Consider the following 20,628-nt stretch of genomic DNA (forward strand, 5'->3'; position numbering starts at 1 on the left):
GGTATTAGATTTTCTAAGAAGGAATAGGTTATGCGCCATCGTAAGAGTGGACGTCAATTAAACCGTAACAGCAGTCATCGCCAAGCGATGTTCCGCAATATGGCAAGTTCATTAATTAGTCACGAAATTATCAAGACTACATTGCCAAAAGCGAAAGAGTTACGTCGTGTAGTTGAGCCGTTAATTACTTTAGCAAAAGTTGATAGCGTAGCGAATCGTCGCTTAGCTTTTGCCCGTACTCGCAACATCGAAACCGTTGCTAAATTATTCAATGAATTAGGTCCACGTTTTGCACAACGTGCGGGTGGTTATACCCGTATCTTAAAATGTGGTTTCCGTGCAGGTGATAATGCGCCAATGGCTTACATTGAGTTAGTAGATCGCCCGGAAGTTTCTGCAGAAACTGTAACTGAATAATCTATTTGATTGATGCTAAAAGCCCGATTTATTCGGGCTTTTTGTTTTTCTGTAAACTTTCGCAAGCGGTGAGATTGCCGAGAAAATTTGCGGTATTGCATTTACAACAGTAGATATTCAATAATTGATTAGCATTTTACATTGTGTGCCAAGTGGTATCTTGAATAGATGCTATTGAATTGCAAACGTAAGCATTGCACTATGATGATGTGTGAAAATATCAGTTTATGCAATGACAATATAATAGTGAAATTAGATAAATTGCCACTTACGATTATTTAGTATGGGTAAATACTCTTTTCATTTTTAGAGGGTTTATTTCTGATTAAAATAACGTAAACTGGCGATAGATTTGATGGCGTCTCTTATCGCCGTTGTTGATATATTGAGGTTAATGATGAAAAATGTATTAGTATTAAAATCCAGTATTTTGGCTGACCATTCCCAATCTAATTTATTAAGTGATTATTTCACGGCGCAGTTAAATGCCAACATAACTACCCGTGATCTTGCGGCAGAGCCGTTACCTTATTTTACCAGTGAAGCAGCGGTCGCAACCCGTGGTGAGCCGCAGACAGAGGCACAAAAATTGCTATTGGCTCTTTCGGATCAGCTGGTTGCCGAGTTGCAAAAGACGGATGTACTGGTTATCAATGCACCAATGTATAATTTTAGCGTACCGGCACAGCTCAAAAGCTACTTCGATTACGTTGCCCGTGCAGGTGTAACGTTCCGCTATACTTCAGAAGGACCGAAAGGGTTGGTGAAGGGCAAAAAAGCCGTGGTTATTTTAACGACCGGCGGTTTACATAAAGACAGCCCGACAGATTTAGTGAAACAATATGTAAGAACCTTCCTTGCTTTCATTGGGATTACCAATGTTGAATTTGTCTATGCGGAAGGGCTTGGAATGGGCGAACAAGCGGTTGAAAAAGCGCAACAATCTGCAAAAGCCGAGTTGGATCGTATTGTTCAATCATTATAATCCGTTGAACACCGCATAATGCGGTGTTTTTCTTATCTGGATTCTTTTTCTCTTTCCTTATATCATTGGCTGATTGAATGGATTTGGAGGCACAATGATTGTTGTTACCGCCGGCCACGTTGACCACGGCAAAACCTCACTCTTGCAAGCATTAACCGGCACGCACACCGCCCACCTTCCCGAAGAGAAAAAACGGGGATTGACGATTGATTTAGGCTATGCCTATTTGCCCGTTGAAAATGATACGCTCGGTTTTATTGATGTACCGGGGCATCAAAAATTTCTCTCCAATATGCTGGCGGGATTGGGCAGTCTTCAGCACGCATTGTTGGTTGTGTCGGCGGAGGAGGGGATTAAACCGCAAACTGATGAACACCTTCGCATTCTCACTTTGTTAGCATTTCAACATATTATGGTGGTGCTGACGAAAGCCGATCGTGCCGAACCGGATCACATTCAGCAACTTATCGTTGAACTCAAACAGCGTTACGCTTGTTTAGCCATCGCCCCTTTTTTTATTACATCAGCCCATTCCGGACAGGGCATTGATGACTTAAAGCAGCACTTAATCCGTTTAAAAAGCGAGAATGATCCGATCACCAAACCGTTTCGTTATGCGATTGATCGGGTGTTTACGGTGAAAGGCGCGGGCGTGGTTGTAACCGGCACAGCCGTGGCAGGTCGGGTAAAGGTAGGCGATGAATTGTCATTTTCCGGTGGTGCAACGGTGCGGGTAAAACAGATCCACGCTCAAAATCAACCGAGTGAGCAAGGCTGTGCGGGGCAGCGGCTGGCGTTAAATTTGGCAAATGCGGATAAGGCGACAATAACACGGGGGGATTGGCTTACCGAGCTACCCCTTGATAATGCGACGCAGCGCATTACGGTTGAACTGACCCCGCTTGTATCGTTAAAGCCCAGTACGGTGGTGCATCTTTACCACTATGCGAGCCACATTACCGCAAAAGTGAACTTACTTAATACCGAGCAAGCGGTCGGAAACGGACAATTTTTTGCAGAAATTAGCCTTGATGAACCGCTGCATATTGCCTTTGGGGATAAGCTCGTTCTGCGTAGTGGTGATGATAGTCAAACGCTCGCTGGTGCGAGGGTGCTAGAAATTGACGCACCCAAACGGCACAAACGCACACCGCAGCGGCTAGAGTATCTGGCACGGCTGGCGTGTGCTGCCGACTATCCGCAACGTCTTGCGCTTTATACGCAACAGAATGCGGTTGAAAGAGAAAAATTGGCTTGGCTTGAGCAAATGTTTAGTGCTGATTTAGCCGGTTCGGATACACTCACCTATGGCAAATGGTTATATACTCATGCTTTTCAGCAGCAGCTCCGGCAACAAATTTTGGCTAAATTGGCAGATTATCACGCACAGCATAACGATCAAATCGGCGTAACCAAGGCGCGCTTATATCGGATTGCCGCTTTGCATCAGCCCGAACTGTTGGTCTATCACATTATTGAGCAGTTATTGGCAGACAAGCGTCTCAGCCAAACACGAGGTTGGTTGCATTTGCCTGATCATCGGATTGAATTTAGCCAAGAAGAATGGCAAAAATGGGCAGCGATCCAACCGCTTTTTGCGGCAACTCACCACGCATTGTGGGTAAGAGAGATTGCCGAGACATTATCGGCAGATGAAACGGCGATCCGCCATCTGCTCTATAAAGCGGGCAAATTGGGCTATCTCGTGCCGATTGTCAAGGATCGCTTTTTACTGCACGAACAGATTGTTGACTTTGCGCAACGCATTAAAGGGATCATCGCGGAACAGGGCGATATTTCCGTTAATCAGCTGCGTGATGAATTGCAATACGGACGTAAATTGACGGTGCAACTGATTGAATATTTTGATCGCAGCGGCTTTTTACGGCGTAAGGGCAACGTGCATTTATTGCGGGATCAAGACATTTACTAGGGGGAAATATGCAACTGACTATTCAGAAAGGGGCATTTCAGCTCGGCAAATACAGATTAGGGATTGAACAGTTAACGATCTGCCGTTCGGATTTTTGGGTCGTTGTCGGCGGTAACGGCAGTGGAAAAAGTGTTTTTGCCCGCACGCTGCGGGGCGATTTCCCGCTGATAAGCGGTCGGTTTGACAGCGATTTTTGCAAAATCGGCTTATCGTCATTTGAGCAGCAACAGCAACTGATTGAGGCGATTTTTCACGCTCGTAATAATGATACTGTTGAACCCGATGATTTTGGTCTTACCGCCCGCCAAGTGATCTTAGCAGAAGGCGGTGAGGCGAACCGATGTGAGTATTACGCCGATCAGCTAGGTATTCTCACTTTGTTGGATCGCCCGTTTATTCAGCTCTCCACCGGCGAAAGCCGCAAAGTGCTATTGTGTCAATTATTGGTGAGTGAGCCGGATTTGCTGATTTTAGACGAGCCTTTTTAGGGGCTGGATCAGCTATCCGTTCAACATTGGCTTAGCTTGTTGCAGCAGCTCCGGCAGCAAATGGCAGTGGTACTCATCGTGAATCGGCTTAATGACATTCCCCCGCAAGCCACGCATATTGCCTTGCTCGACCAACTGAATTTGGTTTGGCAGGGGAGTCAGGCAGAGGCGGCACAAAATGCGTTATTTCAGCAGCTTATTTATGCGGAGACGGCTATCGCAGTACCGCTTCCGACCAGCCCACAGCCGCCTGTTCGCCTGCCACCTGATGTTGTCCCCTTTGAATTGAAGAATGTAACCGTGCAATATGGCGAAAAGCAGATTTTAGCGGATCTCTCGTGGACGGTGAAACCGCAGCAGCATTGGTGGATTAAAGGGCCGAACGGGGCGGGCAAATCCACGCTTCTTTCGCTCATCACGGGCGATCACCCGCAAGCCTATGCCAACCACGTGGTACTGTTTGGCAAGCAGCGGGGATCGGGCGAAACCATTTGGGAGATCAAGCAACGTATCGGCTATGTGAGCAGCCAGTTGCATATGGATTATCGGGTAAATTGCAGTGTGTGCGATGTGATTGTGTCGGGCTTTTTTGATTCGATCGGCGTTTATCAACGGATTCCCGATACCTTAAAACATAAAGCACAAGAGTGGCTGGCTCGTTTAAATCTATTGCATTTGGAAAATGCCCCGTTTCGCTCGCTCTCGTGGGGGCAACAACGGCTACTGCTCATTGCACGGGCAATGGTAAAGCACCCACCGATTTTGATTTTAGATGAACCGCTACAAGGACTGGACGGCTTAAATCGCAAGCTGGTGAAGCATTTTATCGACCAACTGGTTCAAAACAGCCAAACTCAACTCTTATTCGTCTCCCACCAAGAGAGCGATGCGCCCGACTGCATTAGCCACATTTTTGAATTTGTCCCGCACGAAGAGGGGTATCAGTATGTTACTCAAGAAATAACATCTTAAAAAATAAAGGGATATGTTACGATATCCCTTTAATGCGATTATTTCTTAATCACCTGTTTCACTTCAATCTCGGTTTTGCCCCAGTCTTTATCCACTTTGCCTCGGATTTCAACGGTATCTTGCGGGGTAATGGTTTGCCCGTTCCACGCCTTACGGCTGACCTCAATTTCCATTTCGCCGGTGGCATCTTGGAAAATAAAATCATCTTTGCCGACTTGTTTAACAATTTTCCCCTCGATAATCACAAGGCTGTTATCGGCGGCGTTTAAGGCATCTTTTACGCTTTTAGCGGCATTTCTGTCATCGTAAAAACCGTGTTGGGTATGTGGTTTACCGTGATAAGTGTTGTTGTCGTCTTTAAAACCTTGAGCAACGGCAATGGAAGATAAGCCGACTAAAGCGGCGAGTGCGATCACTTTTTTCATTCGGTGTCCTCTACTAAATTTATTATGTTTCATTTAAGCAGCGCATTGCGCTTAAATCTATTAAAGCAAATAAATCTTAAGAAAAACTTAACGCGACTGTTTTGCAAGAAATGACCGAAAACCGACCGCTTGTCGTAGCTATGCCCGAAAGTTTTTACCGAGGGTTTCGCTCAATCCGTGATAATGGCGGAAATTGTAGATGAGCGGTTGCCATTTTTCCGGATTGATTTTGTCGTTGTCGAAGATTAAATCCGGGTGGGCGTGTACCACAACGATTTTCAGCTCAATAATCGCATAGCCCTCCCGTAAGTTGATCTGCGCCACTTGGGTTTCTGCTTGAATCGGACATTCTAAGATTCGGGCAGGCTGAATCTGTGTAGCGGCTTGGGCAGTAAAATTGCCTCGTTCAAATTTAGTGTCGCAGAATTGGTAGTGATCTTGTTTAAAATCAGGTATCGGGCTTTTGGCGGTGAGAGAGGCAATACTTTCAACCTGTTGCCATAGGGATTGGTCGGCAAGATTTAGCACCGCTTCCCCACATTGCTGTAAATTTTCAAAGGCTTTGCCCTGTGTGCTTAAACCGATGACGACATTATCGCCTAAGCACCAACTGGACGAAATCGGGGTGATGTTGGTTTTACCCTGTTGATCGCAGGTGGTGAGTAAAATTACCGGGAAACCGTAATAGAACATTTTAGGGTGAATGGTGTTGTGGTGCATCGTTTATCTCCTTTTGCAAAAAAGCGGTCATTATTGACCGCTTGTTGTTTAGGCTAAATTAAGCGCTTGGCGTTGAGCGCTAATCAGTTGTTGAATGCCTTGCTTTGCTAAATCCAGCAGAGTGAGCAATTCAGTGTGGCTGAACGGTTCGCCTTCGGCAGTGCCTTGCACCTCGACCAAACGTCTGTCCTCCAACATTACCACATTCATATCCGTTTCGGCGTTGGAGTCTTCCTCATATTCCAAATCGCAGACCGCTTCGCCTGCGACAATGCCGACCGAAATCGCGGCAACCAAGGCTTTCATCGGGTGCTGCTTTAACACACCGTCAGCCACTAATTTGCTTAACGCATCGTGGAGTGCCACGCACGCACCGGTAATTGCAGCGGTACGGGTGCCGCCGTCCGCTTGAATGACATCACAATCAAGGGTAATCGTACGTTCGCCTAAGGCGGTTAAATCGACCACCGCACGCAGCGAGCGGGCGATTAGTCGCTGAATTTCCATCGTGCGTCCGCTCTGTTTGCCTTTTGCCGCTTCCCGCTGACTGCGGCTATGGGTAGCACGGGGTAACATTCCGTATTCGGCAGTAATCCAGCCTTGTTGCTGACCTTTCAGAAAGCGTGGCACGCTTTCTTCGACTGTGGCATTACACAGCACTTTGGTTTCGCCAAATTCAACCAGAACTGACCCTTCGGCATAGCGGGTGTAATGACGGGTGATGTTAATCGGGCGGGTTTGGTGGGCAAGGCGGTTATTTGGACGCATATTTCTTCCTTTTTCATAAAATTTTGCCTATTCTAGCAGAATAACCAGTACAATATGCCAAATTTTATCAAGAGAGAAGCACAAAATGATTTACAGTATGACCGCGTTTGCCCACTTGGAACTGAAAAAAGCGTGGGGCAATGCCGTATGGGAAATACGTTCCGTTAATCAACGTTTTTTGGAAACCTATTTTCGCTTGCCGGAAAGTTTTCGCCATTTAGAAATGGGCTTGCGTGAGCGGTTGCGCCAAGTGCTCACTCGGGGCAAAGTGGAATGTAGCCTGCGTATTGAGTTTAATCAGGCTGAAAATAAAGGGGTAGCTTTAAATGAGGGCTATGCCGTCCAAGTTATCGAGGCGTTAAAATGGCTACAAAATACCGCAGGGCAGGGCGAGATTAACCTGGTAGATATTCTGCGTGTGCCGGGGGTGGTCGATACGCAACACCAAGATTTCGATGTGATTAGCCAAGATTTATTGCAAGGCTTTGAGCAAATTTTGGCGGAGTTTATCGCAATGCGAGGGCGGGAAGGGGCGAATTTACACACCCTTATTCAACAACGTCTCGATAGCATTGCACTAGAAACCGCCAAAGTGCAGGCGCAGATGCCTTGCATTTTACAGTGGCAAAAAGACCGCTTGCAGCAGCGTTTTGACGAGTTAAATCTGGCACTCGACCCGCAACGTTTAGAGCAAGAAATGGTGCTATTGGCACAAAAAATCGATGTGGCGGAAGAGTTGGATCGCTTGCAGCTTCACGTTAAAGAAACGACGGCAATCCTGAAGAAAGGCGGAGCGGTCGGGCGTAAATTGGATTTTATGATGCAAGAGTTGAACCGAGAAGCGAATACGTTGGCATCAAAATCGATCAATGCTGATATTACTAATTCTGCGGTTGAGCTGAAAGTGTTAATCGAGCAGATGCGTGAGCAGATCCAAAATCTAGAGTAGTGCCTTCCCCTTTGACGTGGAGAAACCGAATGAAACAATTAACCGCTTTTCACACCTTTCATCTGCCTGCACAAGCCAAAACGATCGTACCCTTTGATACGGTTGAGCAGTTGCTGACGGCTTGGCGGCAAGCAAAGCAAAACAATGAGCCGACTTTGTTGCTGGGGCAGGGGTCTAATGTCCTCTTTTTAGCGGATTTTGACGGCACGGTGCTAATTAACCGATTAAAAGGGATTGAACAGCGTGAGGACGAGCAGTTTTACTATTTACACGTTGGCGGCGGTGAAAATTGGCACGCTTTGGTGGAGTGGGCGTTGGCTCACGGTATGGGCGGCTTGGAAAATCTGGCGTTAATTCCCGGCGTGGCCGGTTCTGCACCGATCCAAAATATCGGGGCGTACGGTGTAGAGTTTGAGCAGGTGTGCGATTATGTCGATCTGCTGAATTTAAACAACGGTGGAACGATCCGTTTAAGCCGAGAGGATTGCCAGTTCGGCTATCGGGACAGCATTTTCAAACGGCAGTACCGTGAAGGCTATGCGATTGTAGCGGTCGGGCTTAAACTGGCAAAAGCGTGGCAGCCAGTGCTGAATTATGGTTCGCTCACGCAGCTTGACCCGCAAACGGTTACCCCTAAGCAGATTTTTGACGAGGTGTGTGCCGTTCGCCGTGCTAAATTGCCTGATCCCGATGACGTGGGTAATGCGGGCAGTTTCTTTAAAAATCCGGTAGTGGATTTTGCAAATTTTGTGCGGATTCAGACCGCTTGCCCTACCATTCCTCACTATCCGCAAGCTGATGGTCGCGTTAAATTGCCGGCGGGCTGGCTGATCGATCAAGCCGCACTCAAGGGCTATCAAATTGGTGGAGCGGCGGTACATACGCAACAAGCGTTGGTGCTGATCAATAAAGAGAATGCCACCGGGGCAGATGTGGTGGCATTAGCGCAAGCGGTTCGCCGTAAAGTACGGGAGCGGTTTGGGGTGGAATTGCACCCTGAAGTGCGTTTTATCGGCAAGCAAGGGGAAGTGGATAGCGAGGTAGCGACCCGATGAGCGATATTGATGCACAGCGGATTGCCCAAGCCTTAACGCAAGGGCAGGTATTGAGTTTTGCGCAGCTTAATTCGACCAATGAATATGTGTTGCAGCATTACCGAGATTTAGCCAACGGATCGCTGTGCGTAGCACAAACACAAACGGCGGGGCGGGGCAGACGGGGGCGGCAGTGGTTTTCGCCCCAAAGCCGTAATCTCTATTTTTCAATGCTATGGCATTATGAAACGGCGGAGATCCCGCAACTATCGGCGTTGAGCTTGGTGGTATCGGTGGTGATTGCGGAAACCTTTGAAGCATTGGACATTCCCGCGATTCAGATTAAATGGCCTAACGATATTTACTATCAAGGCAGAAAAATGGGCGGGATCTTAATTGAAAGCCGTGTCGATCGACAGGGAATTTATTTGGTGATCGGGATCGGGCTGAATTTGGGAATGGATCAGGTTGATCTCTCACTCGTAACTCAGCAATGGAGTGATTTATCCGCCTATGAGTTGGATCGTACCGCTTTGGTGATTGAACTTGGTCAGCGATTACAAACCGCATTACAACACTACCGACAACAAGGTTTTGCGCCGTATGCCCAGCGTTGGCAACGTTTTGATCTCTTTTATCACCGCTCGGTGAAATTGATCACTGAAAAGGAGGAAATACAAGGAATTTCGCTGGGGATTAATGATCAAGGCGAGCTGATTTTGCAGCAGGGGGAAATTATTCGAGCGTTTACGATAGGGGAGATCTCTTTAAGAGCCGGAAACGAAAAAAGCTAAGCATAGGGCTTAGCTTTAGAGATCACTATGCGAAATAGCGGGCTAAATCATCGCTACCGCCGATCAATTTTCCGCCGATAAAAATCTGCGGTGCGGTGGATTTCCCGGTAATCGCCCGTAATGAAGTGGTGCTGGCATCACGCCCTAAGACGATTTCTTCATAGCTCAACCCTTTCTCTGCAAGTAACGCTTTGGCTTGTTGGCAGAAGGTGCAGCCCGGCTTAGTGAAAATCGCCACAGACGGTTTTGCCTGCCAGTCCGGTTTGAGATATTTGATCATTGTATCGGCATCAGACACTTTAAACGGATCGCCCGGCTCTTGCGGCTCGACAAACATTTTCTCAACGATACCGTTTTTCACCAACATTGAATAACGCCAAGAACGTTTGCCAAAGCCTAAATCTTCTTTGCCGACTAACATTCCCATTCCGGCGGTAAATTCGCCGTTACCGTCTGGAATAACGGTGATGTTGTCTGATTCTTGATCGGCTTTCCACGCGTTCATTACAAAGGTATCGTTTACCGACATACAAATGATTTCATCGACACCTAAAGCGTAAAACTCCGGTGCTAATTCATTGTAGCGGGGTAAGTGGGTCGATGAACAAGTCGGTGTGAAGGCACCCGGCAGTGAAAAGACGATGACGGTTTTGTTATTAAACAGCTCATCGGTAGTAACATCTACCCAAGCATCATCTTGGCGGGTTTTGAACGTAACGTGCGGGACTTTTTGCCCGGTCATATCTTTAAAAGACATCTTAATTTTCTCCTAATATTTCGTTGTGTGAAAAATCACAGGCATTATACACATAAATATGCCATAATTCGCCATCTTCAATTTAGCAAGGAAACAGTATGAATATCCGTGACTTAGAATATCTCATTGCGCTCGCTGATTTTAAGCATTTTCGTAAAGCGGCCGATGCGTGTAATGTGAGCCAGCCGACATTAAGCGGGCAAATTCGTAAATTAGAAGATGAATTAGGCACGGTATTGCTGGAAAGAACGAGCCGTAAAGTGCTATTTACGCAAGCGGGGCTTGGTCTGGTCGAGCAGGCAAAAGTCGTGCTGAGAGAGGTAAAAATTCTGCGTGAAATGGCGAGTAGCCAAGGTAAAGAGATGTCCGGCCCGATGCATATCGGGATTATTCCGACCTTAGCACCTTATATTTCCCCTCTTATTCTGCCGCAGTTAAAGTCTCAATTCCCCGAACTTGAAATTTACCTCTACGAATTGCCAACCAATACGGTGATTGAGCAGTTAGAGTCGGGACAACTAGACTGTGCGATTTTATCGCTTGCCAAGGAAACCGAGTCCTTTATCGAAGTGCCGATTTTTAATGAAAATATGTTGTTAGCGGTGTCGGACGATCACCCTTGGGCAAAACAAGAGAAGATCGATTTGGATCAATTATCCGATCAAGAAATTTTAGTGTTGGATAACGGTCATTGCTTACGCACTAAAATAATGGACTACTGTAATACTATTGGCGCAAAAGAGAATGAGCGGATTAAAGTAGGCAGTTTGGAAACCTTGCGTAATATGGTCGCCACGGGTGCAGGGATTACCTTAATGCCGGAGTTGGCGGCAGGTTCGGATCAAAATGAGCATAGTGTCTATCTCGGCTTCAACGAACCAAAACCCTTCAGAACAATCGGTTTGGTATATCGCCCCGGTTCACCGCTTAGACTTCGCTACGAACGCTTAGCGAAAACAATTAAAACAATGATGGATGACGTCAAATGAGTACGGTCGGCATTCGGGCGATTCAAAAAGAGAAAACCCGCCGTGCCTTAGTGGACGCCGCATTTAACCAATTGACCGCCGAAAAAAGTTTTTCCAATCTCAGCTTAAGAGAAGTTGCCAGAGAAGCCGGTATCGCTGCCACCTCGTTTTATCGCCATTTCAAAGATATGGACGAATTAGGACTGGCAATGGTGGACGAATCGGGCTTAATTCTTCGCCAGCTAATGCGGCAAGCACGCAAGCGGTTGGAAAAGGGCGGCAGTGTGATCGTCATCTCAGTGGAAACCTTTTTTGAGTTTATTGAAGAACGGCCGAATATGTTCCGCCTGCTATTACGGGAAAGTTCCGGCACATCGCAAGCCTTTCGCACTGCGGCATCTCGGGAAATCCAACATTTTGTGGCGGAATTGGCGGATTACATTCAGATTAAAAATCACGGCATCGGGCGAGAATTGGCTTATATTGAATCGGAGGGGCTGGTTACGTTAGTGTTTACCGCCGGTTCTCACGCACTTGATATGAATACGCAAGAGCGGGAAAAACTCAAGCAACGGGTGGTAATGCAACTTAGAATGCTCGCCAGAGGTGCAAATTATTTAGCAATGGGGCAAGAACACAAATGAAAAAGCCGTCTCTTATTGTCCGTTTTACGAAAAACCTACTCCTGTTCGGCAGCTTGTTCATTATCTTGAGTATCGTGGTGGATTGGTATCGAAAACCCACTGCACCGGCTCAATTTGCAGATCAGGTGCTTTATGATGTTACCCAACAGCCAAAAATCATTGCACAGTTGAGTCATAATCAACCAATGTTACTCTACTTCTGGGGCAGTTGGTGCTATTTTTGTGAATATACCTCTCCCGCCGTCCAAAAATTTGCCGAGCAAGGTTCGCCGGTATTAAGTGTTGCGTTAAAATCCGGCTCGGCGGCAGAGGTACAAGGCTATTTAGCGGATAATCGCTACACATTCAGTGTTATTAACGATCCTAACGGGCAACTTTCAAAACAGTGGGGAATTCAAGCAACCCCCACCATTTTAATAATCAAAAACGGACAGATTATCAACCACACAACTGGCTTAACCAGCTACTGGGGCTTAAAAATCCGCCTCTGGCTTGCGGGTTTCGCTTAATCTTCGTAAGAACAAGCGGTCGGGTTATGGGTATTTTTGACAAAAGCGAAGCCTTCAATATACAAAAAGGATACAGATTGTTCAATCTGTATCCTTTTGATTTAATACTCTATTTTGTCTATTTTCGATCCGAACCGACCGCTTGTTTCAGTTTTTATTTTAAGCTACCGACCATATCTTCCGGACGAACCCACTCATCAAATTGCTCTGCGGTAACTAAGCCTAAATTGATTGCCTCTTCTTTTAGCGTTGTGCCGTTTTTATGGGCGGTTTTAGCAATTTTCGCTGCATTTTCATAGCCGATTTTGGTGTTTAATGCGGTTACTAGCATTAGTGAATCGTCTAGCTGTTTTTTGATGCGAGGGAAGTTCGGCTCAATGCCGATAGCGCAATGCTCGTCAAAAGAGATGCACGCATCGCCGAGTAGTTGGGCGGATTGGAGGAAGTTGTACGCCATTACCGGTTTGAAAACGTTAAGCTGGAAATGCCCCTGAGTGCCGGCAAATGAGATAGTAGTATCGTTACCTAATACTTGGGCGCATACCATTGTCATTGCTTCGCATTGGGTCGGGTTCACTTTACCCGGCATAATTGATGAACCGGGTTCGTTTTCCGGAATTAGAATTTCTCCGATACCGGAGCGTGGGCCAGAGGCAAGTAAGCGGATATCGTTAGCGATTTTGTAAAGGGAAACGGCGAGCTGTTTTAATGCGCCGTGTGTTTCGACAATCGCATCGTGGGTGGCTAACGCTTCAAATTTATTTTGGGCGGTGATGAACGGTAAGCCGGTAAATTGAGCGATGTAGTCGGCAACTTTCACGTCATAGCCTTTCGGTGTGTTTAAGCCAGTGCCGACCGCTGTGCCGCCTAGGGCGAGTTCCGCCAGATGAGGCAAGGTATTTTCTAATGCTTTGATACCAAAGGCTAATTGTGCGGCATAAGCAGAAAATTCTTGACCGAGAGTGAGTGGGGTTGCATCCATTAAATGAGTACGACCGATTTTCACCACATTTTTAAATGCTTCGGCTTTTTCACTTAACGTTTTTTGCAGGCGTTTTACGCACGGCAAAGTGTGCTCAACTACTTTTTTGTACGCAGCGATGTGCATTGCAGTTGGGTAGGTATCATTGGATGATTGGGATTTATTCACATCGTCATTTGGGTGAATAATACTTTTTTCACCGAGTTTACCGCCGTTGAGAACGTGTGCGCGGTTTGAAATCACTTCGTTAAGGTTCATATTGGATTGTGTGCCTGAACCGGTTTGCCAGATAACGAGTGGAAATTCTCCTTCTAATTTGTTTGCTAAGATTTCATCGCAGGCTTGGGCGATAAGATCCCGTTTCTCGATCGATAACACGCCTAAATCGTGGTTGGCGAAGGCGGCCGCTTTTTTGAGATAGCCAAAGGCTTCAATAATTTCTGCCGGCATTGAACCTTCCGGTCCAATTTTAAAATTGTTGCGTGAGCGCTCAGTTTGTGCCGCCCAATAACGATTTGCCGGTACTTGAACTTCGCCCATTGTGTCTTTTTCGATACGGAATGCCATTGTTTTCTCCTAGATAATAGTCATCAGTGCGATTACGAAGGAACCTATCGGCATAACTTACTTGCAAGCGGTCGATTTTAGCCGTTGTTTTACAAAATAAAGCGAGCCGAAAGTTCACCATAACTTAAAAATAGTAGCACTGCCAATGGAATAAAGGAATGGAAAAGCGACATTAGGGGACGACATTTTTCCAAAAATGTGATGTGGATCATAAATTGGCGAGTTTGCTTCCTATATTCTAAAGCGTTTTCGTAAACCTGCTTCGTATAAGGCTTTGTTTGCTTCGGTGAGCAAAGCGATTTTTTCTTTGGGGGTTAGTGTATAGATCAGTTTATGTCGAATGGCGCAATGGAGTTTGAATAGCATTGATTCATCTACATCAAATCCTTTTTCCAGTAAGGCGATAAAGGTATTGATTTCACCTTTAGCAATTAAATCATCGACTGAGTGGATATTGAGCTTTTTTAGGGTTTTTTCAGTGTGAGCATTCATATTCGGCATATAGCGTATCAGACGTGGTTTTTTTGTAATGACGTTATGCTTTTTTTGAAGTATAGTGAAACAACTGTTTACCCAGTATGAAAAAAGCGCATTATTTTCTATCAATGTGTGAGGTAATTGGTAATAATTTTGCGAGTGTATGCCTGATTTTTTATCCTCAAGTTGTACAACACCGTCGTAGGGAAGTAGCTGATCGATAATTTCATCGGGGATATGTAGGTAGAAGTTCCCGTCTTTATATAAGGCAAAGAGCAATTTATGTTTACGAAATCCATAGTAGGAAAAAGTAGGATTTTATGTTGATCTCTCCAAGGATAGTTGAGAGTAGTTGTTTAAATTTTTGTGCCTCTTGGTCTGCCGATGTCATACAAATCTCCTTACCCTGAGCGATTGTATCTAAAGGATTTTTTTGTTTTTTGGGATCAACACCTTACCCAATAAATGTTAAATTTCAATGACAAAATAGTATTATTTTTGTGATGTTTGTCGTAAAAATATAAAAAAGAGGTTGTTGAACAGATAATTTGATAGAGAAATTGCTAAATTTTAGGAGAATGTGGGGGGATAAAGTTAAAAATTGCTTGCAATGTATGCGATTATTTTGTAGAATTCTGTCGCTTTATTAATTTACAGATTTTGTAGGTTAAAGTCGCTCAGTGTAATCATTTACTGAGTGGTGCTGCCAATAGAGCAGTACTTAAAATGTTTCCGATTGGGAAACTATAACAAGGTATGACTGCGCCCCCTTAGTTAATTTGGCTTAAGTGGTGGTTCGGTTTTTCATTAGCTAAATTTTAATGGAGCTCTGTTCTGATGCAGAACCAAAGAATCCGTATCCGTTTAAAAGCATTTGATCATCGTTTAATTGATCAATCTACTGCGGAGATCGTAGAAACAGCTAAACGTACTGGCGCGCAAGTTCGTGGTCCGATTCCTTTACCGACTCGTAAAGAGCGTTTTACCGTGTTGATTTCTCCACACGTAAATAAAGACGCACGTGACCAATACGAAATTCGTACGCATAAACGTTTAGTCGATATTGTTGAGCCAACAGAAAAAACTGTTGATGCACTTATGCGTTTAGATTTGGCTGCCGGCGTTGACGTGCAGATCAGCCTAGGTTAATTAAGAGGTTATTACAATGATTGGTTTAGTCGGTCGTAAAATTGGTATGACCCGTATCTTCAATGAAGATGGTGTGTCAGTACCGGTTACCGTTATCGAAATCGAAGCCAACCGTGTTACTCAAGTTAAAACTCTTGAAAACGATGGCTATACTGCAATTCAAGTTACTACTGGCACTAAAAAAGCAAGTCGTGTAACTAAGCCTGAAGCAGGTCATTTCGTTAAAGCAGGTGTTGAAGCGGGTCGCGGTTTATGGGAATTTCGTACTGAAGGTGAAGAATTCACTTTAGGTCAAGAAATTAACGTAGACATCTTCGCAGATGTTAAAAAAGTTGATGTTACTGGTACGTCTAAAGGTAAAGGTTTCCAAGGTGGTGTGAAACGTTGGAACTTCCGTACTCAAGATGCTACTCACGGTAACTCTTTATCACACCGTGTGCTTGGTTCTATTGGTCAAAACCAAACTCCAGGTCGTGTGTTTAAAGGCAAAAAAATGGCGGGTCATTTAGGTGCTGAACGTGTTACCGTTCAATCACTGGAAGTGGTTCGTGTTGATGCTGAACGTAAATTATTATTAGTGAAAGGCTCTGTTCCGGGTGCAACTAATAGTAACGTTATCGTTAAACCGGCAGTTAAAGCATAAGTCTAGGAGATAGAGATGGAATTACAAGTTGTAGGTGCTAACGCACTAACTGTTTCTGAAACTACCTTCGGACGTGAGTTCAATGAAGCATTGATTCATCAAGTAGTTGTTGCTTATGCAGCAGGTGCTCGTCAAGGAAGCCGTGCTCAAAAAACTCGTGCTGAAGTGTCTGGTTCAGGTAAAAAACCTTGGCGTCAAAAAGGTACAGGTCGTGCTCGTTCAGGTGATATCAAATCACCAATTTGGCGTTCTGGTGGTGTGACTTTCGCAGCAAAACCACAAGATCACAGCCAAAAAGTGAACAAGAAAATGTACCGTGGTGCAATTAAAAGCATTCTTTCCGAATTAGTTCGTCAAGAGCGTTTGATCGTTGTTGAGAAATTTGAGATCGATGCACCAAAAACGAAAGTTTTAGTACAAAAATTAAAAGATATGGCGTTAACTGACGCTCTTATCATCACTGCAAGTTTAGAAGAAAACCTATTCTTAGCTGCACGCAACCTCTATAAAGTAGATGTACGTGATGTGCAAGGTATTGATCCGGTTAGCTTAATTGCTTTTGATAAAGTAGTTATGACTGTCGATGCAGTGAAACAAATTGAGGAGATGTTAGCATGATTCAACAAGAACGTTTGCTAAAAGTGCTTAAAGCACCTCATATCTCTGAGAAAGCGACAAATAACGCAGAAAAAGCAAATACAATCGTATTTAAAGTAGCATTAGATGCAAATAAAGTTGAAATTGCGAATGCGGTTGAGCAACTTTTCGAAGTTAAAGTAGATTCTGTTCGTACAGTGGTTGTTAAAGGTAAAACTAAACGTCACGGTGCAAAATCAGGTCGTCGCAGTGACTGGAAAAAAGCTTATGTAACTCTTCAAGAAGGTCAATCACTTGACTTCGTTGAAGGTGCGGCAGAGTAATTTCGGAGGATTAGAAGACTATGGCTATCGTTAAATGTAAGCCGACCTCCGCTGGTCGTCGTCATGTAGTAAAAATTGTTAACCCTGAGCTTCATAAAGGTAAACCTTTTGCAGCACTTTTAGATACAAAATCTAAAACAGGTGGTCGTAACAATTTCGGTCGTATTACCACTCGTCATATCGGTGGTGGTCATAAACAACATTACCGTTTAATTGACTTTAAACGTAACAAATTGGATATTCCAGCTGTTGTTGAGCGTTTAGAATACGATCCAAACCGTTCTGCTAATATTGCATTAGTTCTTTATAAAGACGGTGAGCGCCGTTATATCTTAGCTCCTAAAGGTTTATCTGCAGGTGATCAGATCCAAGCGGGTGCATCAGCGCCAATTAAAGTCGGTAACGCATTACCTATGCGTAATATCCCAGTGGGTAGCACGGTGCATAACGTTGAGTTAAAACCGGGCAAAGGCGGTCAAATCGCACGTTCTGCTGGAAGTTACGTACAAATCATTGCCCGTGAAGGTAACTATGTAACTTTACGTCTTCGTTCAGGCGAAATGCGTAAAGTATTAGCTGAGTGTACTGCAACTATTGGTGAAGTGGGTAACTCAGAGCATATGCTTCGCGTACTTGGTAAAGCAGGTGCAAACCGTTGGAGAGGTATTCGTCCGACTGTTCGTGGTACTGCAATGAACCCGGTTGACCACCCGCACGGTGGTGGTGAAGGTCGTAACTTCGGTAAACACCCAGTTACACCTTGGGGCGTTCAAACCAAAGGTAAGAAAACTCGCCATAACAAACGTACTGATAAATTTATAGTACGTCGTCGTGGTAAATAATTTTTTAATCAATTAAGAGGATAAGCCATGCCACGTTCTCTCAAGAAAGGTCCTTTCCTTGACCTACACTTGTTGAAGAAGGTAGAGAAGGCGGTGGAAAGCGGGGATAAAAAACCAATTAAAACCTGGTCCCGTCGTTCAATGATCATTCCTTCAATGATCGGATTGACCATCGCAGTCCATAATGGTCGTCAGCATGTTCCTGTTTATGTTTCTGATGAAATGATCGGGCATAAATTAGGTGAATTTGCACCGACTCGTACATACCGCGGTCATGCCGCAGATAAGAAAGCTAAGAAATAAGAGGTAAAAGATGGAAACTATTGCAAAACATCGTTACGCTCGTACTTCTGCCCAAAAAGCTCGCTTAGTTGCTGATTTAATTCGCGGTAAAAAAGTTGCTAACGCATTAGAAATCTTAACTTTTACTAACAAAAAAGCAGCCGCTTTAGTGAAAAAAGTATTAGAGTCAGCTATTGCAAATGCAGAGCACAATGACGGTGCAGATGTCGATGATCTTAAAGTTGCGAAGATTTTCGTTGATGAAGGTCCAAGCATGAAACGTGTAATGCCACGTGCTAAAGGTCGCGCAGATCGTATCTTAAAACGTACCAGCCACATCACCGTGGTTGTGTCAGATCGTTAATCAGTAGGAGAATAGCAATGGGTCAAAAAGTACATCCACATGGTATTCGCCTAGGTATTGTTAAGCCTTGGAGCTCTACTTGGTTTGCGAATACACAAGATTTCGCTGATAACTTAGAAGGCGATTTCAAAGTACGTCAATTTTTAAATAAAGAGTTAGCGAATGCTTCTGTTTCACGCATCACTATTGAGCGTCCGGCAAAAAGTATCCGTGTAACTATTCACACAGCACGCCCGGGTATCGTTATCGGTAAAAAAGGCGAAGATGTTGAAAAATTAAGAAACGCCGTATCAAAAATTGCCGGCGTGCCTGCTCAAATCAACATTGCTGAAGTGAAAAAACCAGAGCTAGATGCAAAATTAGTTGCAGATAGCATCGCTTCCCAACTTGAACGCCGTGTAATGTTCCGTCGTGCAATGAAACGTGCGGTACAAAACGCAATGCGTTTAGGTGCTAAAGGTATCAAAGTTGAAGTTAGCGGTCGTTTAGGTGGTGCAGAAATCGCACGTTCAGAGTGGTATCGTGAAGGTCGTGTACCTCTACATACACTTCGTGCTGACATCGATTATAACACTGCAGAAGCACACACAACATACGGTGTAATCGGTATTAAAGTGTGGATCTTCAAAGGTGAAATTCTTGGTGGTATGGCTGCAGTGATTGCATCTGAGAAAGAACCAGCGGCACAGCCTAAAAAGCCTGCTCGTCGTGGTCGTAAATAAGGAGAATCACTGAATGTTACAACCAAAACGTACAAAATTCCGCAAAGTCCACAAAGGTCGTAACCGTGGTATTGCGGGTGGTACTGAAGTGAGCTTCGGTACATTCGGTTTGAAAGCAATTGGTCGTGGTCGTTTAACTGCTCGTCAAATCGAAGCGGCTCGTCGTGCGATGACTCGTGCGGTAAAACGTCAAGGTAAAATCTGGATTCGTGTATTCCCAGATAAACCAATTACTGAAAAACCATTAGAAGTCCGTATGGGTAAAGGTAAAGGTAACGTTGAGTACTGGGTAGCCTTAATCCAACCGGGTAAAGTTCTCTATGAAATGGATGGTGTTTCTGAAGAAATTGCACGCCACGCATTTGCGTTAGCGGCGGCAAAACTTCCGTTTAAAACCACATTTGTAACTAAGACGGTGATGTAATGAAAGCTCAAGAACTACGTACAAAAAATGTTGAAGAGCTGAATGCTGAGTTAGTGAACCTTTTAGGTGAACAATTCAAATTGCGTATGCAAGCAGCCACCGGTCAGCTTCAACAAACCCATCAGTTAAAACAAGTGCGTCGCAATATTGCACGAGTAAAAACTGTATTAACCGAAAAGGCGGGTGAGTAATGACTGATAAAATTCGTACAGTACAAGGTAAAGTTGTTAGTGACAAAATGGAAAAGTCTTTCGTTGTTGCTATCGAACGCACGGTTAAACACCCAATCTATGGTAAGTTTATCCGTCGCACAACAAAACTTCACGTACATGATGAAAATAACGAAGCTAAATTAGGCGATGTTGTTGAAATTAAAGAGTGTCGTCCACTCTCTAAAACAAAATCCTGGACTTTAGTTCGTGTTGTTGAGAAAGCAGTAGTCGCTTAATCAATTCAACAGTTTCAAAAAGGTCTGATAGCAATATCAGACCTTTTTTATTTTGCGATATAAAAGTGTATTGCTCTAGTTCATCCGCTTTATAACGGACTAGCCTTAGCGTAGTACATATTTTGATGTATTGGATAGATAAGCGGTTAGTTAAGAGACATTTTTTGTAAAAGTGGTTAATTTGCAAATTTTAACTTTTTACTGACCGCTTGTAATTGAGCGATTATTATTAATTTATTGCAAATTTTTTAAAAATTTAGTGCCTTTGGAACTTTTTAAATTATCGTTGTCTATAGGACGCTATATTTTTTAGTTTATGGGGCTGTACTAGATAACTAGGGAAATCTAATTTCAGGTTAGAATAATCCCTATGAGAAGAAGTCGTTTAAGTCAGTACAAGCAAAACAAACTGATTGAACTGTTTATTGCGGGTGTTACTGCTCGC

Annotated in this window: 26 protein-coding genes and 3 pseudogenes; 22 read left to right on the forward strand and 7 right to left on the reverse strand. The window is 44.4% G+C overall.

Annotation, left to right across the window (positions count from 1 at the left end; genetic code table 11):
- The first annotated feature begins 30 nt into the window (after window positions 1-30).
- The 4 genes and pseudogenes from rplQ to modF all read left to right on the forward strand — a co-directional run bounded on the left by rplQ (window position 31) and on the right by modF (window position 4,795).
- Entirely contained in the window at window positions 31-417 is a 387-nt protein-coding gene (rplQ, locus tag E4T80_RS09090; protein ID WP_047977336.1) for a 50S ribosomal protein L17, read from the forward strand.
- A gap of 397 nt (window positions 418-814) precedes the next feature.
- Window positions 815-1,402, forward strand: a complete 588-nt coding sequence (locus E4T80_RS09095) for an FMN-dependent NADH-azoreductase (RefSeq protein WP_135057634.1) — start codon at window positions 815-817, stop codon at window positions 1,400-1,402.
- 94 nt (window positions 1,403-1,496) lie between these two features.
- A complete protein-coding gene (gene selB / locus E4T80_RS09100) occupies window positions 1,497-3,335 on the forward strand; it encodes a selenocysteine-specific translation elongation factor (RefSeq protein ID WP_135057637.1) in 1,839 nt (612 codons plus the stop codon).
- 8 nt (window positions 3,336-3,343) lie between these two features.
- Window positions 3,344-4,795: pseudogene (gene modF / locus E4T80_RS09105) on the forward strand (molybdate ABC transporter ATP-binding protein ModF).
- Between the two features lie 38 nt (window positions 4,796-4,833).
- Here the strand turns inward: modF and E4T80_RS09110 are convergent.
- The 3 genes from E4T80_RS09110 to rph all read right to left on the reverse strand — a co-directional run bounded on the left by E4T80_RS09110 (window position 4,834) and on the right by rph (window position 6,708).
- Window positions 4,834-5,220: a YgiW/YdeI family stress tolerance OB fold protein gene (locus E4T80_RS09110; RefSeq protein ID WP_047977332.1), complete on the reverse strand. Its 387-nt coding sequence runs from the start codon at window positions 5,218-5,220 to the stop codon at window positions 4,834-4,836.
- A 138-nt stretch (window positions 5,221-5,358) separates the two neighbouring features.
- Window positions 5,359-5,940, reverse strand: coding sequence for a flavin reductase family protein (locus tag E4T80_RS09115; RefSeq protein WP_047977331.1), 582 nt, complete (start codon window positions 5,938-5,940; stop codon window positions 5,359-5,361).
- Window positions 5,941-5,988: 48 nt separating this feature from the next.
- The gene (gene rph / locus E4T80_RS09120) at window positions 5,989-6,708 is read right to left on the reverse strand and encodes a ribonuclease PH (protein WP_135057640.1); all 720 of its coding nucleotides are present in this window, start codon (window positions 6,706-6,708) and stop codon (window positions 5,989-5,991) included.
- Window positions 6,709-6,793: 85 nt separating this feature from the next.
- On the opposite strand from rph, the gene E4T80_RS09125 reads away from it, so the two are divergent.
- Genes E4T80_RS09125 through E4T80_RS09135 form a run of 3 tightly spaced genes read left to right on the forward strand, consistent with a single transcriptional unit; the run spans window position 6,794 to window position 9,485 of the window.
- Window positions 6,794-7,657 (forward strand): YicC/YloC family endoribonuclease, encoded by an 864-nt coding sequence (locus E4T80_RS09125; protein ID WP_135057643.1) that lies wholly within the window; start codon window positions 6,794-6,796, stop codon window positions 7,655-7,657.
- Window positions 7,658-7,686: 29 nt separating this feature from the next.
- Window positions 7,687-8,712, forward strand: coding sequence for a UDP-N-acetylmuramate dehydrogenase (murB, locus tag E4T80_RS09130; RefSeq protein ID WP_135057646.1), 1,026 nt, complete (start codon window positions 7,687-7,689; stop codon window positions 8,710-8,712).
- The gene (locus tag E4T80_RS09135; RefSeq protein ID WP_135057649.1) at window positions 8,709-9,485 is read left to right on the forward strand and encodes a biotin--[acetyl-CoA-carboxylase] ligase; all 777 of its coding nucleotides are present in this window, start codon (window positions 8,709-8,711) and stop codon (window positions 9,483-9,485) included. Before murB ends, E4T80_RS09135 begins: the two co-directional genes overlap by 4 nt.
- A 25-nt stretch (window positions 9,486-9,510) precedes the next feature.
- On the opposite strand, the gene E4T80_RS09140 is transcribed toward E4T80_RS09135, so the two are convergent.
- The gene (locus E4T80_RS09140) at window positions 9,511-10,242 is read right to left on the reverse strand and encodes a glutathione peroxidase (protein ID WP_047977326.1); all 732 of its coding nucleotides are present in this window, start codon (window positions 10,240-10,242) and stop codon (window positions 9,511-9,513) included.
- A gap of 98 nt (window positions 10,243-10,340) precedes the next feature.
- Between E4T80_RS09140 and oxyR the strand changes: the two genes are divergently transcribed.
- The 3 genes from oxyR to E4T80_RS09155 are packed head-to-tail and all read left to right on the forward strand — an operon-like array spanning window position 10,341 to window position 12,363.
- Window positions 10,341-11,231 (forward strand): DNA-binding transcriptional regulator OxyR, encoded by an 891-nt coding sequence (oxyR, locus tag E4T80_RS09145; protein WP_047977325.1) that lies wholly within the window; start codon window positions 10,341-10,343, stop codon window positions 11,229-11,231.
- The gene (gene fabR, locus E4T80_RS09150) at window positions 11,228-11,854 is read left to right on the forward strand and encodes an HTH-type transcriptional repressor FabR (RefSeq protein WP_135057652.1); all 627 of its coding nucleotides are present in this window, start codon (window positions 11,228-11,230) and stop codon (window positions 11,852-11,854) included. Before oxyR ends, fabR begins: the two co-directional genes overlap by 4 nt.
- Window positions 11,851-12,363, forward strand: coding sequence for a protein disulfide oxidoreductase (locus E4T80_RS09155; RefSeq protein ID WP_135057655.1), 513 nt, complete (start codon window positions 11,851-11,853; stop codon window positions 12,361-12,363). The genes fabR and E4T80_RS09155 overlap by 4 nt, the downstream gene beginning before the upstream one ends.
- A 154-nt stretch (window positions 12,364-12,517) precedes the next feature.
- Here E4T80_RS09155 and fumC read toward each other — a convergent pair whose 3' ends face one another.
- The 3 genes and pseudogenes from fumC to E4T80_RS13265 form a co-directional block, all read right to left on the reverse strand.
- Entirely contained in the window at window positions 12,518-13,912 is a 1,395-nt protein-coding gene (gene fumC, locus E4T80_RS09160; RefSeq protein WP_135057658.1) for a class II fumarate hydratase, read from the reverse strand.
- A 231-nt stretch (window positions 13,913-14,143) separates the two neighbouring features.
- Window positions 14,144-14,413: a TfoX/Sxy family DNA transformation protein gene (locus E4T80_RS13260; protein WP_267899461.1), complete on the reverse strand. Its 270-nt coding sequence runs from the start codon at window positions 14,411-14,413 to the stop codon at window positions 14,144-14,146.
- Window positions 14,414-14,485: 72 nt separating this feature from the next.
- Window positions 14,486-14,686, reverse strand: a pseudogene (locus E4T80_RS13265) (hypothetical protein); the annotation flags it as partial.
- Window positions 14,687-15,226: 540 nt separating this feature from the next.
- Here E4T80_RS13265 and rpsJ point away from each other — a divergent pair.
- From rpsJ to E4T80_RS09225, 12 genes and pseudogenes are all read left to right on the forward strand, one after another.
- Entirely contained in the window at window positions 15,227-15,538 is a 312-nt protein-coding gene (rpsJ, locus tag E4T80_RS09170) for a 30S ribosomal protein S10 (RefSeq protein WP_001181005.1), read from the forward strand.
- 16 nt (window positions 15,539-15,554) lie between these two features.
- The gene (gene rplC, locus E4T80_RS09175; RefSeq protein ID WP_047977776.1) at window positions 15,555-16,181 is read left to right on the forward strand and encodes a 50S ribosomal protein L3; all 627 of its coding nucleotides are present in this window, start codon (window positions 15,555-15,557) and stop codon (window positions 16,179-16,181) included.
- Between the two features lie 15 nt (window positions 16,182-16,196).
- The gene (gene rplD, locus E4T80_RS09180) at window positions 16,197-16,799 is read left to right on the forward strand and encodes a 50S ribosomal protein L4 (RefSeq protein WP_047977775.1); all 603 of its coding nucleotides are present in this window, start codon (window positions 16,197-16,199) and stop codon (window positions 16,797-16,799) included.
- Entirely contained in the window at window positions 16,796-17,101 is a 306-nt protein-coding gene (rplW, locus tag E4T80_RS09185; RefSeq protein WP_047977774.1) for a 50S ribosomal protein L23, read from the forward strand. Before rplD ends, rplW begins: the two co-directional genes overlap by 4 nt.
- A 20-nt stretch (window positions 17,102-17,121) precedes the next feature.
- Window positions 17,122-17,943: a 50S ribosomal protein L2 gene (rplB, locus tag E4T80_RS09190; RefSeq protein ID WP_047977773.1), complete on the forward strand. Its 822-nt coding sequence runs from the start codon at window positions 17,122-17,124 to the stop codon at window positions 17,941-17,943.
- Window positions 17,944-17,970: 27 nt separating this feature from the next.
- The gene (gene rpsS, locus E4T80_RS09195) at window positions 17,971-18,246 is read left to right on the forward strand and encodes a 30S ribosomal protein S19 (protein WP_005539416.1); all 276 of its coding nucleotides are present in this window, start codon (window positions 17,971-17,973) and stop codon (window positions 18,244-18,246) included.
- 10 nt (window positions 18,247-18,256) lie between these two features.
- Window positions 18,257-18,589, forward strand: coding sequence for a 50S ribosomal protein L22 (gene rplV, locus E4T80_RS09200; protein WP_047977772.1), 333 nt, complete (start codon window positions 18,257-18,259; stop codon window positions 18,587-18,589).
- Between the two features lie 17 nt (window positions 18,590-18,606).
- The gene (gene rpsC / locus E4T80_RS09205) at window positions 18,607-19,311 is read left to right on the forward strand and encodes a 30S ribosomal protein S3 (RefSeq protein ID WP_047977771.1); all 705 of its coding nucleotides are present in this window, start codon (window positions 18,607-18,609) and stop codon (window positions 19,309-19,311) included.
- Between the two features lie 13 nt (window positions 19,312-19,324).
- Window positions 19,325-19,735, forward strand: coding sequence for a 50S ribosomal protein L16 (gene rplP / locus E4T80_RS09210; protein WP_005625160.1), 411 nt, complete (start codon window positions 19,325-19,327; stop codon window positions 19,733-19,735).
- Entirely contained in the window at window positions 19,735-19,926 is a 192-nt protein-coding gene (rpmC, locus tag E4T80_RS09215) for a 50S ribosomal protein L29 (RefSeq protein ID WP_047977770.1), read from the forward strand. The genes rplP and rpmC overlap by 1 nt, the downstream gene beginning before the upstream one ends.
- Window positions 19,926-20,183: a 30S ribosomal protein S17 gene (rpsQ, locus tag E4T80_RS09220; RefSeq protein ID WP_135057664.1), complete on the forward strand. Its 258-nt coding sequence runs from the start codon at window positions 19,926-19,928 to the stop codon at window positions 20,181-20,183. The genes rpmC and rpsQ overlap by 1 nt, the downstream gene beginning before the upstream one ends.
- Window positions 20,184-20,553: 370 nt before the next feature.
- A pseudogene (locus E4T80_RS09225) lies at window positions 20,554-20,628 on the forward strand (IS1595 family transposase); the annotation flags it as partial.

It is taken from the genome of Muribacter muris (assembly GCF_004569585.1).
Taxonomy (GTDB): domain Bacteria; phylum Pseudomonadota; class Gammaproteobacteria; order Enterobacterales; family Pasteurellaceae; genus Muribacter; species Muribacter muris.

What these genes read in the sequence shown, in the direction of transcription:
- rplQ (WP_047977336.1), top strand. Translation starts at nt 31, where the DNA reads ATGCGCCATCGTAAGAGTGGACGTCAATTAAACCGTAACAGCAGTCAT.
- E4T80_RS09095 (WP_135057634.1), top strand. Translation starts at nt 815, where the DNA reads ATGAAAAATGTATTAGTATTAAAATCCAGTATTTTGGCTGACCATTCC.
- selB (WP_135057637.1), top strand. Translation starts at nt 1,497, where the DNA reads ATGATTGTTGTTACCGCCGGCCACGTTGACCACGGCAAAACCTCACTC.
- E4T80_RS09110 (WP_047977332.1), bottom strand. Translation starts at nt 5,220, where the DNA reads ATGAAAAAAGTGATCGCACTCGCCGCTTTAGTCGGCTTATCTTCCATT.
- E4T80_RS09115 (WP_047977331.1), bottom strand. Translation starts at nt 5,940, where the DNA reads ATGCACCACAACACCATTCACCCTAAAATGTTCTATTACGGTTTCCCG.
- rph (WP_135057640.1), bottom strand. Translation starts at nt 6,708, where the DNA reads ATGCGTCCAAATAACCGCCTTGCCCACCAAACCCGCCCGATTAACATC.
- E4T80_RS09125 (WP_135057643.1), top strand. Translation starts at nt 6,794, where the DNA reads ATGATTTACAGTATGACCGCGTTTGCCCACTTGGAACTGAAAAAAGCG.
- murB (WP_135057646.1), top strand. Translation starts at nt 7,687, where the DNA reads ATGAAACAATTAACCGCTTTTCACACCTTTCATCTGCCTGCACAAGCC.
- E4T80_RS09135 (WP_135057649.1), top strand. Translation starts at nt 8,709, where the DNA reads ATGAGCGATATTGATGCACAGCGGATTGCCCAAGCCTTAACGCAAGGG.
- E4T80_RS09140 (WP_047977326.1), bottom strand. Translation starts at nt 10,242, where the DNA reads ATGTCTTTTAAAGATATGACCGGGCAAAAAGTCCCGCACGTTACGTTC.
- oxyR (WP_047977325.1), top strand. Translation starts at nt 10,341, where the DNA reads ATGAATATCCGTGACTTAGAATATCTCATTGCGCTCGCTGATTTTAAG.
- fabR (WP_135057652.1), top strand. Translation starts at nt 11,228, where the DNA reads ATGAGTACGGTCGGCATTCGGGCGATTCAAAAAGAGAAAACCCGCCGT.
- E4T80_RS09155 (WP_135057655.1), top strand. Translation starts at nt 11,851, where the DNA reads ATGAAAAAGCCGTCTCTTATTGTCCGTTTTACGAAAAACCTACTCCTG.
- fumC (WP_135057658.1), bottom strand. Translation starts at nt 13,912, where the DNA reads ATGGCATTCCGTATCGAAAAAGACACAATGGGCGAAGTTCAAGTACCG.
- E4T80_RS13260 (WP_267899461.1), bottom strand. Translation starts at nt 14,413, where the DNA reads ATGCCGAATATGAATGCTCACACTGAAAAAACCCTAAAAAAGCTCAAT.
- rpsJ (WP_001181005.1), top strand. Translation starts at nt 15,227, where the DNA reads ATGCAGAACCAAAGAATCCGTATCCGTTTAAAAGCATTTGATCATCGT.
- rplC (WP_047977776.1), top strand. Translation starts at nt 15,555, where the DNA reads ATGATTGGTTTAGTCGGTCGTAAAATTGGTATGACCCGTATCTTCAAT.
- rplD (WP_047977775.1), top strand. Translation starts at nt 16,197, where the DNA reads ATGGAATTACAAGTTGTAGGTGCTAACGCACTAACTGTTTCTGAAACT.
- rplW (WP_047977774.1), top strand. Translation starts at nt 16,796, where the DNA reads ATGATTCAACAAGAACGTTTGCTAAAAGTGCTTAAAGCACCTCATATC.
- rplB (WP_047977773.1), top strand. Translation starts at nt 17,122, where the DNA reads ATGGCTATCGTTAAATGTAAGCCGACCTCCGCTGGTCGTCGTCATGTA.
- rpsS (WP_005539416.1), top strand. Translation starts at nt 17,971, where the DNA reads ATGCCACGTTCTCTCAAGAAAGGTCCTTTCCTTGACCTACACTTGTTG.
- rplV (WP_047977772.1), top strand. Translation starts at nt 18,257, where the DNA reads ATGGAAACTATTGCAAAACATCGTTACGCTCGTACTTCTGCCCAAAAA.
- rpsC (WP_047977771.1), top strand. Translation starts at nt 18,607, where the DNA reads ATGGGTCAAAAAGTACATCCACATGGTATTCGCCTAGGTATTGTTAAG.
- rplP (WP_005625160.1), top strand. Translation starts at nt 19,325, where the DNA reads ATGTTACAACCAAAACGTACAAAATTCCGCAAAGTCCACAAAGGTCGT.
- rpmC (WP_047977770.1), top strand. Translation starts at nt 19,735, where the DNA reads ATGAAAGCTCAAGAACTACGTACAAAAAATGTTGAAGAGCTGAATGCT.
- rpsQ (WP_135057664.1), top strand. Translation starts at nt 19,926, where the DNA reads ATGACTGATAAAATTCGTACAGTACAAGGTAAAGTTGTTAGTGACAAA.